This is a genomic window from Lacicoccus kunmingensis DSM 17847 (assembly GCF_059568765.1).
Genome location: NZ_JCANUC010000005.1, coordinates 14388 through 28597, shown reverse-complemented (window position 1 = coordinate 28597; position 14210 = coordinate 14388). Strand labels below are relative to the sequence as shown.

At 44.3% G+C, this 14210-nt stretch carries 12 protein-coding genes; 3 read left to right on the top strand and 9 right to left on the bottom strand.

Annotated elements, in window-relative coordinates:
• Positions 1 to 141: 141 nt before the first annotated feature.
• From BO48_RS06785 to zapA, 4 genes are read right to left on the bottom strand one after another with little or no spacing between them, the layout of a single operon-like run.
• Complete coding sequence (locus BO48_RS06785) at positions 142 to 2472, bottom strand: endonuclease MutS2 (RefSeq protein ID WP_496366669.1); 2331 nt, start codon at positions 2470 to 2472, stop codon at positions 142 to 144.
• Positions 2473 to 2482: 10 nt separating this feature from the next.
• Entirely contained in the window at positions 2483 to 4177 is a 1695-nt protein-coding gene (gene polX / locus BO48_RS06780; protein ID WP_496366668.1) for a DNA polymerase/3'-5' exonuclease PolX, read from the bottom strand.
• A gap of 28 nt (positions 4178 to 4205) precedes the next feature.
• Complete coding sequence (locus BO48_RS06775; protein ID WP_496366667.1) at positions 4206 to 4739, bottom strand: CvpA family protein; 534 nt, start codon at positions 4737 to 4739, stop codon at positions 4206 to 4208.
• Positions 4736 to 4999 (bottom strand): cell division protein ZapA, encoded by a 264-nt coding sequence (gene zapA, locus BO48_RS06770; RefSeq protein WP_052256141.1) that lies wholly within the window; start codon positions 4997 to 4999, stop codon positions 4736 to 4738. The genes BO48_RS06775 and zapA overlap by 4 nt, the downstream gene beginning before the upstream one ends.
• 120 nt (positions 5000 to 5119) lie before the next feature.
• On the opposite strand from zapA, the gene rnhC reads away from it, so the two are divergent.
• A complete protein-coding gene (gene rnhC, locus BO48_RS06765) occupies positions 5120 to 5791 on the top strand; it encodes a ribonuclease HIII (RefSeq protein ID WP_496366666.1) in 672 nt (223 codons plus the stop codon).
• Between the two features lie 281 nt (positions 5792 to 6072).
• Here rnhC and pheT read toward each other — a convergent pair whose 3' ends face one another.
• The 5 genes from pheT to BO48_RS06740 form a co-directional block, all read right to left on the bottom strand.
• Complete coding sequence (gene pheT, locus BO48_RS06760; protein WP_496366665.1) at positions 6073 to 8475, bottom strand: phenylalanine--tRNA ligase subunit beta; 2403 nt, start codon at positions 8473 to 8475, stop codon at positions 6073 to 6075.
• Complete coding sequence (gene pheS, locus BO48_RS06755; protein ID WP_496366820.1) at positions 8462 to 9514, bottom strand: phenylalanine--tRNA ligase subunit alpha; 1053 nt, start codon at positions 9512 to 9514, stop codon at positions 8462 to 8464. The genes pheT and pheS overlap by 14 nt, the downstream gene beginning before the upstream one ends.
• A gap of 321 nt (positions 9515 to 9835) precedes the next feature.
• A complete protein-coding gene (locus tag BO48_RS06750; RefSeq protein WP_496366664.1) occupies positions 9836 to 10138 on the bottom strand; it encodes a hypothetical protein in 303 nt (100 codons plus the stop codon).
• A 144-nt stretch (positions 10139 to 10282) separates the two neighbouring features.
• Positions 10283 to 11017: a TrmH family RNA methyltransferase gene (locus BO48_RS06745; RefSeq protein WP_496366663.1), complete on the bottom strand. Its 735-nt coding sequence runs from the start codon at positions 11015 to 11017 to the stop codon at positions 10283 to 10285.
• Positions 11011 to 12084: a M42 family metallopeptidase gene (locus tag BO48_RS06740; RefSeq protein WP_496366662.1), complete on the bottom strand. Its 1074-nt coding sequence runs from the start codon at positions 12082 to 12084 to the stop codon at positions 11011 to 11013. The genes BO48_RS06745 and BO48_RS06740 overlap by 7 nt, the downstream gene beginning before the upstream one ends.
• Before the next feature lie 148 nt (positions 12085 to 12232).
• Here BO48_RS06740 and BO48_RS06735 point away from each other — a divergent pair, with 148 nt between their 5' ends.
• Positions 12233 to 13309: an NAD(P)H-dependent flavin oxidoreductase gene (locus tag BO48_RS06735; protein ID WP_496366661.1), complete on the top strand. Its 1077-nt coding sequence runs from the start codon at positions 12233 to 12235 to the stop codon at positions 13307 to 13309.
• Positions 13310 to 13681: 372 nt separating this feature from the next.
• Positions 13682 to 14017: an avidin-fold protein gene (locus BO48_RS06730; protein ID WP_496366660.1), complete on the top strand. Its 336-nt coding sequence runs from the start codon at positions 13682 to 13684 to the stop codon at positions 14015 to 14017.
• Positions 14018 to 14210 lie beyond the last annotated feature (193 nt).

The window sequence follows — 14210 nt, the reverse complement described above, 5'->3', positions numbered from 1 at the left end:
AACTCATTGTCAGTTTGTCCACAATCGAATTGCTTTAAGTTAAAAACAATAAATAGAATATTCCGGCGACAAACATTACTATTGCCACTGCAATTAAAACTTTAGCCAATTTAAGCATATCAAAATTATCCAAGTGCTCACCTACTTCATTTCAACAATGGTGACGCCGAAGCCGCCTTCATTCGGATGCCCCATCCTGTAGGATTTGACTCTTGAATGCTGTTTCAGATGCTGCTGCACTCCTTTTTGAAGTGCACCGGTACCTTTGCCGTGAATGATTTCCACCTGGCTGTAGCTGCTGAGAAGCACCTGGTCCAGATACTGATCCAGTTTGATCAGTGCTTCTTCATATCTCTGCCCGCGCAGGTCAAGGCTGCTTTTAACCGCCGTTTTACCGGTTCTTCGTGCCACCGGCCGCGTCACTTTTTCTTTCTTTCTCTTTTTCAGTTCTTTAAGTGGGATATTAATTTTCAATATACCCATCTGAACAATCGCTTCATCTTTTTCTATAGATAAAATTTCACCTTTTTGACCGTAAGAAAGGACATCTACGTTGTCACCCACATTGAATGTTTCGACTTTCTCGTTTTCAATCTGCTGTTTCAGCGATTCCTGATAATAGCTGTCTCTTAAGTTTTTTCTTTTGGCGATAATTTCATGTTCTTCAAGATTTTTTGCGCCGCTTTCCTTCATCTTATTGAGTTCTTCGATGATTTCCTCGGCTTTTATTTCACTCTGTTTTATAATTCTGTTCGCTTCATTACGCGCTTCTTTATGCAGTTTCTCTTTATATTCCTGATACTGTTCATGGTTAGTATTCAATTCCTGCTGAAGTTTTTCTGCTTCCTGTAAGGCCCTCTGCGTCTCTTCTTCATATTTCCGGGCATTCGTAGTATGATTTTCGAGTGCTGTAATCATATCATTGACATCTTTCGAATCTGATTTAACCAGCTCTTTCGCCCTGTTGATGATTGATGGAGACAAGCCGAGCTTATTTGAAATTTCAAATGCATTGGATCTTCCCGGTATGCCCATCAGGAGACGGTATGTCGGTGATAATGTATTGACATCAAATTCAACACTTGCGTTGATGACATCATCACGTGTATAGCTGAATGATTTAATCTGCGGGTAATGCGTCGTTGCGACCAATGTCGATTGCTTGGCCAGCAGATCTTCTATAATTCCGATTGCCAAAGCAGCACCTTCTTCAGGGTCGGTGCCCGCGCCGACTTCATCAAGCAGCACAAGCGTTTCATCATCAGCATTATCGATGATCACTTTTGTATTTGTCAGATGACTTGAGAAAGTGGACAGTGACTGTTCAATTGACTGCTCGTCCCCGATATCACTGTAAACTTTTTTAAATATCGGCAAAATACTCCCGTCTCTTGCAGGTACGGGCATCCCTGACTGTGCCATCAATTGCGCAAGGCCGATCGTTTTTAATGTTACTGTTTTACCGCCGGTGTTGGGACCGGTGATAATGACTGCGAGCGAGCCTTCATCGATGGTAATATCGTTTTTAACCACCTCATCAGGCGTTATCATCGGATGGAACGCCGCAGGGAGATGAACCGTCTTTGTGTCACTGATCTCCGGCTTTGTAGCACCGATGGAGGCGCCGTATTTCGCTTTCGCAAATACCATATCCAGATGATGAAGGTGATCGTCTATCATTTTCAACTCTTCAGACACTTCAGCGGCCTCTGCACTCAGCTCATACAGGATTCTTTCTATTTCCAGCGCCTCGTCGTCTTTCAGCCCCTGTATTCTGTTCGTCATCTGTACGACCGCCATCGGTTCCATGTAGACCGTCTGTCCGCTTTGCGACATATCATGGACAATACCGTTAAACTCGGAACGGTACTCGATTTTGACCGGTACGACATATCTGTTGTTTCTCATCGTAATGATGCCGTCACTCAGTTTCCTCTGCTGATTGCCGCGGATCAGATCGTTCATTTTCTCTCTGATTTTTCCTTCTTCCGAATTGATTTTCTTACGGATGCGGAGCAGATTTTCGGATGCATGGTCAAGTACTGTTGCCTCATCAACTGTACTGACAATTTTCTTATATAGATGATGGATGTCCGGCAGACCGAATATATAATGCCCGATCGCATCCAGTTCAATCTCGTCCTCGTTGAATTCCTCGAAAAGTTTATTCAACGACTGCTTTCTGAAAAGCAGATTCTTAATATCATTGAAGTCACTGATTGACAGCATACTGCCTATAACCGCTCTGTTGACATGTTCTTTAACATCAGATATGCCTGCCATTTCAACGTTGCGGTATCTTAAAATAGTGGACGCATCATCCATTTCATCAATCATCTGCCTGATGGTGCCGATATCATTCGAAACCATTTTCGGATTGATGAGCCGTTTCGTCTTATCACTGACTGCGAACTCTTTCAACTGAGATAGTATTTTGTCGAACTCCAGTGCTCTAAATGTTCTATCATTCATTTTAAAACCTCTATTTTTGCTTATTTATAAATTCACGGAATTCTTCACGCGTCATCGTATTGATGACCTGTTCTTTTTTAATGAAACCCTTTTGAAGTGTCGCAACACCATACTTCATGAAATCAAGATGGTCCATATGGTGAGCATCCGTATTGACGGTCAATTTTACATCCTGATGACGCATTGCATCAGCACTGATGTCCAGTCTCATCGGATTGGCATTCACTTCAAGTACCGTATTCGTCTCACGGGCGAGTGCCATCAGACGATCCATATCCACAGGATAGCCTTCACGTCTGCCGATCAGTCTGCCTGTCGGATGCGCGATATGTCTCACATAAGGGTTTCTGCATGCAGATTCCAGACGGTGCATGATCTCTTCTTCCGTCTGCTGGAAGCTGGAATGGATCGCTGCAATGACATAATCCAGTTCCTTCAGCATATCATCTGAGTAATCCAGCGTGCCGTCTTTTAAAATGTCCATTTCAGTTCCGGAATAAACGTCGATTTCATCATATTCTTCATTAATCTGTCTGATTTCCTCGATTTGCGTCATGAGTCTTTTTTCATCCAGTCCGTTTGCGACACGCAGACTTTTCGAGTGATCCGTAATGACGATATATTCATATCCTTTTTCAATACACGCCTCAACCATCTCTCTGACTGAAAATGCACCGTCACTGTAAACCGTGTGCATATGGATGTCACCTTTAATATCATCCAGTGTTACAATTTCCCCGATGTCGAGATCGGTCTCTTCTCCGGTTTCCCGCATTGCCGGCGGGATAAAGTCCAAATCGAAATGGTTGTAGAATGCTTCCTCTGAATTGAAAGTGAGCATTTCACCGTTCGATTCTACACCATATTCACTGATTTTTTCTTTTCGGGATTTCGCAATCTGGCGCATCTTCACATTATGGTCTTTGGACCCTGTAAAATGATGCAGTGTCGAGTAATATTCCTCTTCAGTAACAAACCTGAAATCCACGTTGATGTCCTGCATATCATCCTGAATGATGATGGATAATTTTTTCTCGCCACTCGCTACAGTCTCTGTTACGAACGCCTGTTCAAGTATATTTTTAGTGAATGCTTCGACATCTTCTGCGATCAGTATATAGTCGATGTCCCTGCTCGTTTCTTTCATACGGCGTGCACTGCCTGCAACATCGAACCGCAACACATGGGCATTGTCTTCCAAAAATGCTTCAACGATTTCTCTGAAACGGAGAATCTGGTTGATTGCATAACGCTCCGGACGTGTTAAAAGATCGTCGATAGCTTTACTGATATTCTGTTCCGTTTTCTTGCCAAATCCCGGAAGAGCACTGATTTCTTCATTTTCACATGCACTCTTCAGCCCTTCCAGCGTATCGATTTCAAGTGCCTTATAAATCTTCGCGATTTTCTTCGGACCGAGTGTCGGGATTTTCGTCATCTGTACAAGTCCGGCAGGTACGCTTTCCTTAAGCTCGTCCAGTACTGTGGATTTTCCTGTGTCTACGTATTCAACGATGACATCATTGGTCCCTTTTCCTATACCTTTCATATCATCGAATTTATCAATCTCTGACAGTGATCTCGGGTCCGTTTCTATAGACTGTGCCGCTTTACGGTAGGCGGACACTTTAAATGGGTTCTCCAAAGAGAGCTCCATGTATACTGCGATGTTTTCAAGTAGTCTGATTATATCTTTTTTAGTCATAATTTCCTCCAAAAAAAGAGCCATATCACTATGACTCGATTTGTAACCACTCCATGAATTTGTCGGAGAGGATAAATGTGTGTTCCAATATGAAGTTTGCAAGACCGGAGTCCTGTATGGATGTTTGGATAAATTCTAACGGCACCATCGAAAGCATAAATAGAATAACTACTAGAACATATATGATTTCAAATAAACCTAATATTGCCCCGATGATTTCGCCAACGATACCGAAAACCGGTATTTGCTGAAAGTAATCAAATGCACTGACGATCAATTGGATGACTATCTTTGTCACTATAAAAATTACAAAAAATGCAGACATGTCATAATATGCGTATTCTGCATTTACTATGTCTGGAAAGATTGGATTGGCCAGAGTCTCTGTCGTCGACGGATATGGCAGGACAAGATCCAGCCTTGAAGCCAGGTGCTCGAAGTTAAGTGCCGCAATGATCACTGCGGCAATCGTGCCGATCAGATGAAAAAACTGCAGTACTAAGCCCCTTCTATATCCAACTACTATTCCAATTATAAGTAAAATTAATATTATTAAAGTCATACGTCTCGTCCCTGGTCAGATTGTTTTTCTATTAATTCATCATATTCCTGTTTTAATTTCACGTAATCATCCATTACGTTAACAGCCGTCAGCACTGCTTTTCTCGTCGTATCCAGGCCAGCACTTTTTGATCCGATTTCTTTCATCTTCTGGTCGACAAGATTTGCAATATGTCTTATATGCTCCGGCTCATCCCTGCCGATTATAGTATACTGCTGATCGTTTATGTCAACGTAAATCCGATTTTTATATTCAGCCATAATGTGTCTGCCTCCTTTATCCAAACTGTCTACAAATTATGTTATCATTAATTTATTATACTTATCAGCAATGGATTTCACAAGTAAAGTAATTAGAAAATAATAAAGGACTTTTATAATATGAACTATGACCTGCATAACACCATCGGCAGTGATGAGGCCGGCGTCGGAGATTACTTCGGACCGATGACCGTATGTGCTGCCTACGTACCGAAAGATAAAATCGCACTATTGAAGGAACTCGGCGTCAAAGATTCAAAGAACTTGTCCAACACTACAGTGATAAAGATTGCCGGCGACCTGATTCATACAATCGCATACTCACTTGTTGTACTCGACAATCCTTCATACAATAAAAAGATTGATGAAGGTTGGAACATCGTCAAACTGAAAGCGGTCCTCCACGACCACTGCATCAAAAATGTATTCAACAAACTGGACGAAACAGAACAACAGAAGATGGACAGAATCGTGATTGACCAGTTTACGACATTGAACGCCTATAACAAATACGTACCCGAGCCGTTCATGCTGGATAAGATCCACCAGGAAACCAAAGCCGAAAGCAAATCACTTGCCGTCGCAGCCGCCAGCATCATCGCCCGGGCGAAATACCTGGAACAGATGGCGAACCTCGACAAGTCTCTAAAAGACACAGTGCCGAGAGGCGCAAGCAAAAAAGTGGATGCATTCGCAGCTAAACTTGCCAAAAAGAACGGCATGGACTTCGTCGATAACATCACTAAAAAGCACTTCAAGACAAGAGAGAAAGTCCAGGCGCTGTTGAAGTAATCAACTACTAAAATCGATTTGCAACCGTCATATCCAGTCTACAAATCGGAATTGGGCCTCCAAAACGATTTGCAGTAGAGTAAATAGCTTCCCAAATCTGATTCAAGGTATAAAATCGATTTGCCTGCCAATAAACTCCGCTTCAAATCGGAATTCAACATCGATAACGATTTAAAGCAGTTAAAATCATAATACAAATCGGATTACAGATATTTATCCATCCCATACAAATCGAAAACCCCACTGGAATCATAATGATTTCAGTGGGGTTTTTCGTTATATCAGCCTCTCAGCACGAATCCTTCTTCTTTCAATGCTTCAAGTACCGGCTGGTGAATCTCTTCAACCGCTTCATCTGTCAGCGTCTCTTCCTTATTCAGGTACGTCAGACGTATCGCAACAGATTTCTTATCATCTTCTATGTTCTCTCCGTCATACACATCAAATACATACACATCGACGAGATACTTATTCGCAGCACCTTCGATAATATCAACGAGTGTGCTGACCGGCACATCTCTTCCTGCGACAAGGGCGATATCTCTCGAGATGGACGGATACTTAGGCAGCACTTCATATTTGATGCTGCCGAGCTTCACATCAAGCAGCTCGTCAAGATTCACTTCGAAGACAACCGTCTGGTTCAGATCGTGGTCTTTCTCATACTTCGGATGCAGTTCTCCGACAAATCCGATTCTGCTTTCGCCGAGCGCAATATCCGCCGTACGGCCCGGGTGCATTTCAGGATAGCCTTCAACAGGGATATAGTTGATGTTATCCAGAAGACCGAGCTTCTCAAATACGCTGTCCAATATACCTTTTGCTGCATAGAAATCAGCAGGCACATTGGAACCGAGCCAGTCTGTACGGTTCATCTGTCCCGTCAGTATTCCGCCGAGCTTTTCAACTTCATCCGGCTGCGTGTCCTGACCTTTGGAAATAAAGATCCTGCCCACTTCGAACAGCTGCACATCTTTTTGCTGACGGCTGTTGTTATAGACGACGTTGTCCACCAGATGTGGAATCAGGCTGTTTCTAAGAACGGCTCTGTCTTCACTCATCGGCATGAGCAGCTTCAAACCGTCTGTGCGGTCTGTAAACTGGGTCGCTTTTTCCTTGCTTGTCAGTGCATAGTTGATCGACTGCGATAAACCGAGCGCTTCCAGCTGATGACGGATGATTCTGAGCTTGCTCTGTTCGTCGGTCAGTTTACCAGGCGTGATGTTTTCAAATCTCGGAAGTGACGTCGGCAGCGCGTCATAGCCGTATATACGTGCCACTTCTTCAGTGATGTCTTCAGCGATCTGCAGGTCATCCCTTCTTGAAGGAACATTGATTTCAAGATCGTCACCGTTCACTACGGTTTCAAGACCAAGCTTAGACAATGTCTCTTCAATTTCAGCAGTTTCGAGTGTCATCCCCAGTCTATTGTTGATGAAGTCGCGTGATGTTTCGATTACTGAGTTGCTCGTATCCAGTTCACCGTCGGCATTGTAGCCCTTAGAAACTTTCCCGCCTGCATACTTCTCAAGCAGGTAGGCGGCTCTTTCAAGTGCAGGCAGTACAAACTCATGGGAAACGCCTTTTTCGAAACGGCTGCTTGCTTCACTTCTCAAGTTCAGTCTGCCGCTCGTTTTTCTGATTGAAACCGGATTGAACACCGCAGATTCAATGACAACATTCGTCGTCCCATCTGTCACTTCGGAGAAGTCTCCGCCCATGACACCCGCAAGCGCTATCGGCGCTTTGCCGTTTGTAATGACGATATCCGATGACTTCAGGCTTCTCTCTTTATCATCAAGCGTCGTCATCTTCTCGCCTTCTTCGGCAAACCTTGTGACGATTTCACTGGAACCGATTTTGTCGTAGTCGAACATATGGAGCGGCTGGCCGTACTCCAGTAATACGTAGTTGGAAATATCCACGACGTTATTAATTGGACGGATGCCCGCTTTGATCAGTCGGATCTGCATCCATATCGGCGCTGGTCCAATCTCCACATCTTTGACCACACGGAGGCTGTAGTAAGGGACCGCTTCACTGTCCTCGTTCACTACAGATACATCCACCGCCTCATCCACTTCGATGAAATCGACATCGGGTGTCTTCACGTCCCCGCCGAACAGTGCTTTCGTCTCGTAGGCCGCACCGATCATCGACAATGCATCTTTCCTGTTCGGTGTCAGGTCGAATTCCATCACCTGGTCATCGAGGAAAACTGCAGGCAGTGCGTCAGCACCCGCTTCCTGCTCTTCCTGGAAGATGAAGATGCCGTCCTGGTATTCCTTCGGTACATATTCACTTGGTATGCCGATTTCATCCAGTGAACAGATCATGCCTTCGGATACTTCACCGCGCAGTTTCGCCTTTTTGATCTTTATGCCGCCCGGCAGACGTCCACCGACCTGGCAGACGATGACGTACGTATCCGCCTTGACGTTTTCAGCACCACAGACGATCTGCTTCACTTCTTCGCCCGTGTTGACACGGCATATGTTCAGCTTGTCCGCATTCGGATGCTGTGACACTTCCTCGACGTAGCCGATCACCAGTTTCTTGATGTCCGCCGTGTAGTCGATGATGTCATCCACTTCGATGCCGCCGCGCGTAATTTTCTCCGACAGTTCATTAATATCGGTTTTTATTTCAATAAAGTCATTCAGCCATTCTTTAGAGACTCTCATTTCTTTCGCCTCCGTCTTCAGTTTGTTTAAATTGATTGATGAATCTCAAGTCGTTCGTATATAAGTGGCGGATATCCTCGATACCGTACTTCAGCATCGCCACACGGTCAGGCCCCATGCCGAATGCAAAGCCGCTGTATTCCTTCGAATCATAGCCGGCCATCTCCAGCACATTCGGATGCACCATGCCGGCACCCAGAATTTCTATCCATCCTGAATTTTTACATACGTTGCAGCCTTTGCCCTTACATTTGAAGCAGGAAATATCCACTTCAACACTCGGCTCTGTGAATGGGAAGAAGCTCGGACGCAGCCTGATTTCACGCTCTGTACCGAAAATTTCTTTCGCAAACAGCTCAAGCGTCCCTTTCAGGTCACTCATATGAATATTTTTATCGATGACCAGTCCCTCAATCTGTGTGAACTGGTGGCTGTGCGTCGCATCATCACTGTCACGTCTGTAGACTTTGCCCGGACAGATGATTTTGACCGCTTCCTTGCCCTGGCGTTCTTCCAGTACACGTGCCTGAACCGGAGACGTATGTGTTCTCAGCAAAATCTCTTCAGATATGTAGAACGTATCCTGCATATCACGTGCCGGGTGGGACTTCGGCAGATTCAGCGCCTCGAAGTTGTAATAGTCGGTTTCCACTTCATAGCCTTCCTGGATTTCATAACCAAGGCCGAGGAAGAAATCTTCGATATCTTCGATGATCCTTGAAATCGGATGCTGGGAACCGATGTTGAACTTACGGCCCGGCAGTGTGACGTCGAGCGTTTCATTCGCCAGCCTCTCTTCAAGTGCAGCCGCTTCAAGCGCCTCACTCTTCTCATTGATTGCAGAATCGATGCTTTCACGCAGTTCATTGACCTTCTGTCCGTATTCAGGACGCTCTTCTTTCGACAGGTTCTTCATCTCTTTCATCAGACCTGTCACTTTACCCTTCTTGCCGAGATACTGGACTTTTAAATCCTGCAGACTTCTTGAATCTTCCACTGTTTCCAGTGATGCTTTGAATTCTTTTAAAATTTGAGACATTCCGGATGTATCCATATTTCCACTCCTTTAAAATAAAAAAATCCATCCTTAACTGAATAAGGACGGATTTCCGCGGTACCACCTAGATTTCTGCGTTATAAACACAGACACTTCAAAAGATAAGGGATTTACCCGTCACTTCATCCGCCAGGTGAACCTGATTCCCATTACCGCCAAGTATTTCAGTCGTGTACCCGGCTCCCTGAGGCAATGCATGGAATCATTTATGTCCGGCTTCGTGTGAAGCAAGTTTTATATTGATACAGTTAATTATAAGTCAAAAATTTAAAAAATCAAGTTCCGGGAATGATTTCAAGTGAATTACTCTTCACTCTCTTCTTCCTCTTCATCGTCACCAGATTCTTCTTCCTCTTCTTCCTCTTCCTCATCTTCTTCATCGCCTGATTCTTCTTCTTCGTCCTCATTTATACCTTCGCCGATTTCATTGCCCTGACCGGTATCCTGGCCTTCTTCACCGACTGGAGTATCCGCTTCATCCTCATCACTTGTACCATGATCTGTCTCTGAAGCATCTTCACCAACATCCGGTTCATCACTTCCGCATGCACCAAGTACTAAAACTGAAGCCAGACCGCCGGCAAGTAAATATTTTTTCAATTCCATCATGATTCCTCCTAATGATAATAATGAATGATTCTGTCTTTAATAACTGTTTACCCTGACTCCGCACTTTTTAATGATTATAACGGCATATAAATGAAAAGCCCTGCGATCAGATGATAATCACAGGACTTCATTCAACTATTCTCATTTGAAATGGTGCATCAGTATACCGCCGGCTATGGCAACGTTCAGACTTTCTGAATCGCCCGGCATATGAATTTTAACCGTCCGGTCCACATGACCGAGCGCAGATTCACTCACACCCCGGCCTTCATTGCCAAGAACGACAAGCACCTCATCCGCCTGCGGGATATCTTCCAGATATTCCGCATCCTTCAGACTCGTGCCGATGGACAGCCCTTCGAAACTTTCGATAACGGGATGGATATCATCCACTTCCACCTTAATATGGAACGTGCTGCCCTGGGCGCTTCTTAGCACCTTGTCACTGAACGGATCTACCGTTCCGTTCGACATGACGAGACGACCGAATCCGAAAGCATCCGCCGTGCGGATCAGAGTGCCGAGATTGCCCGGGTCCTGGACATCGTCAAGGACGAGCACTTTATTGCCGGAAACTTCCGGCGGCATGTAGGTCACAGCCGCCATCACTCCCTGGGGGGTTTCAAGCTGGGATAAAGTCTTCAGTACCGGCCCGGTCACATAGATCACTTCAAAATTCGACACATCAAAAGAAAACGTATAGTTCTCTTCAGCAATGATATAGTGGATCTGCTGGTTGAACTTCATCGCTTCTTCCACCAGATGCTCGCCGTCGATTAAAAACATGCCGGTTTTGCTGCGTTCTTTCTTCTTATGCAGCTTACGGAGATTTTTAATGCGGGTATTATCTTTTGAAGTGATGACTTCTTTTACCAAATGATATTCTCCACTGTGTCATCATCCAGTGATTTGACAATCTCGGTGATCAGTTTCACCGCATTGTTCACATCTTCCTTGTGGAGGATGGATACGTTCGAATGCATATAGCGGAGAGGCACGCCGATGTTTACTGAAGGGACACCTTCATTGGCAGCGTGGAAGCCGCCTGAGTCCGTACCGCCGCCAGGGACTGCCTGGAACTGGAAAGGAATGCCGTTCTCTTCTGCAACTTTCTGAATATGACGGCGGAAGCCGACATGTCCGATATTGGATGCATCCATCAGTACGACGAGCGGTCCATCACCGAGTTTACCTTTGCCGTTTTCCGGCTTCATGCCCGGTGTATCCCATGCGATACCGACATCGACGGAGATTGCGAGGTCCGGCTTGACCGTATTCGCCGACGTTTTCGCACCGCGAAGGCCGACTTCCTCCTGGACCGTTGCACCGCTGACCACGTTGACGCCGAGGTCTTCACCTTCAAGGTTCTGCAGGACGTCGACCGCGACGACACAGCCCATACGGTTGTCCCATGCTTTGGCAAGAAGATAATTTTTGTTCGCCATCTCGGTGAATTCCATATGCGGTGTAATCTGATCGCCGATTTTGACACCCGATTTTTCAGCTTCCTCTTTATCAGAGACACCGATATCTATGAACATGTTCTTGATTTCTACCGGTTTTTTACGTTCGTCCGGCGTGAGTGCATGCGGTGGTTTCGAGCCGATGACACCCGTCAAGATACCGTCGTCCGTAATGACATTCATGCGCTGTGACAGCATGACCTGGTTCCACCAGCCGCCGATCGGCGTGAATTTTAGGAAGCCGTTGTCATCAATTTCAGTGACCATGAAGCCGATCTCATCCAGATGGCCGCCGATAAGGATCGTTTTATCACCATTTTTTGCCTGACGCTTACCGTAAATACTGCCCAGGTTGTCCGTGATGATTTCATCACTGACAGGGTCAAGGTATTCTTTCATGAGGTTCTTTACGTCATATTCAAAACCTGAAATACCATGTGCATCAGTCAGACTTTTCATAAGTGTTAGTTGTTTATCCATTACAAATCTCCTTTGTTATATATTCAATTATATTTTAACATAACTATTTCTATTTTCGAAATATTAATATCGCTTCCAAAACCAGTGTGACATGATAAGATTGAAGTGAAGAATTACATTGACAGAATAATAAAAAGAGGTGGCAGAAATGTGGAATGAAACAGAAGTGACTAAGCAGCTGGGTATCCAGTATCCGGTCATCCAGGCGCCGGTGGCAGGCTCGACTACACCGGAACTCGTCGCGGCAGTATCAAACGGCGGCGGGCTCGGCAGCATCGGTGCGGGGTATTATAAACCGGAGAAACTGACAGAGGACATAGCGAATACAAAAACACTGACCGATAAGCCGTTCGCAGTGAATCTATTTGTACCGGAATATAATAAAGTGACCGGTGCGCAGATTGACCGGATGAAGGAGATACTCACCCCCTACTATGAAGAATTCAATATCGAGCCGGATATGCCGACGATAGATAAAGACGATACGTTCGACCAGCTTGTCCAGATCATAATCGATGAGAATATTAAAATCTGCAGTTTTACTTTTGGCATTCCTGACCCTGTTACGGTCAAGAAGCTGAAAAAAGCCGGTGTCACACTTATCGGCTGCGCCACCACTGTAGAAGAAGCGGTGCTGAATGAACAGGCAGGCATTGATATGGTCGTGGCACAGGGGTTTGAAGCCGGCGGCCACAGAGGGTCATTTGCGCAAGGAAATCTCAAATCATCAGTGGGCACGATGTCACTTGTGCCGCAGATGGCAGATTCAGTGAATATACCTGTCATTGCAGCAGGCGGCATCATGGACGGCCGCGGAGTGCATGCAAGTCTCACACTCGGTGCCGGCGCCGCACAACTCGGCACTGCGTTTTTGACTACAAAAGAAAGCGCCACGCCGAAAATTCACAAAGATGCGATTTTAAACAGCACAGAAGCGGATACCATACTGACGAAATCATACAGCGGCAAATACGCCAGAGGCATCCGTAACCAATTTATAGACGATATGGAAAAATACCAGGCAGACATACTCCCCTACCCTTATCAAAACCAGATGACGAAGAAAATAAGAAGCAAAGCCGCAGCTGAGGGTAGAACCGACCTTCTTCATCTATGGAGCGGCCAGGGCGTGAGACTGAGCCGGGATGTAGAAGCGGGGAAATTGTTGAAGGATATTGTAGATCAGGTGAATAAGATATCGGGGGACGAAGCTTATCATAGCTAGTGCGTGTTTGCGACAATTTTAATAAAGAATTTTTAAGAGAATTTCATATTTTGAAATATGAATTAATTTCCAGTTATTAATGTTTGAATTGGTATTGTTTTAATACTATTCTCTTTAACTAAATCATTATTTGAATCTCTGGTCAGTATTTCTTTATCGTATATTTTTGCCAAAAGCAATCACACCCTCATGTGTAATTAGCCAGTGTGCCTTTCCATCATTCAAATAATCTTTGAATAATTCAGGTAGTTGTATATTTAACTACGCAAATATCCCTGATCACTCTATTTTCAAATAAATTTATATGATACAATTTATCCATTATATTGAATTTTCAAATATTAATTTTGAGATAAAGGAGACAGGAATTATATGATCAATTATAATAATAGAAAATTTTCATCGGTAGAAAATACGGATAATGGTGAGGTTTCTTCCAATACACACTTTTATTATAAACAAGAAGGAAATATCTTATACGCTGATTATGAAGGTGGATCAGTAGTAAAAGGTAAATTAATAGGTATTGTACATAATGATGATTCGTTGGAATTTCGATACAATCACGTTAATACTAATGATGAAATAAGGGGAGGCAAATGTAAATCTACGCCTAAGATTGTTGACGGAAAAATCGAACTGCATGAAAAATGGCAATGGTTAGATTCAGAACAAACTGAAGGTGCATCACTTATTAGAGAAATTTGACGATGGAATGAATGAATTTGACCGTTATTCTTATCGTTTGTAAAGATTTTCAAGATTAACTGTTTTAACTTCTAAACAACTCAAAATACTCCCTACCCTTCTGTATCGAAATCAACTTCTACTTAATCCAGAGCATTTATTGACTTGAGCCTGCTAGGCTGCAGGCGTCATCAAACCTCGCTTCTATTGTCTG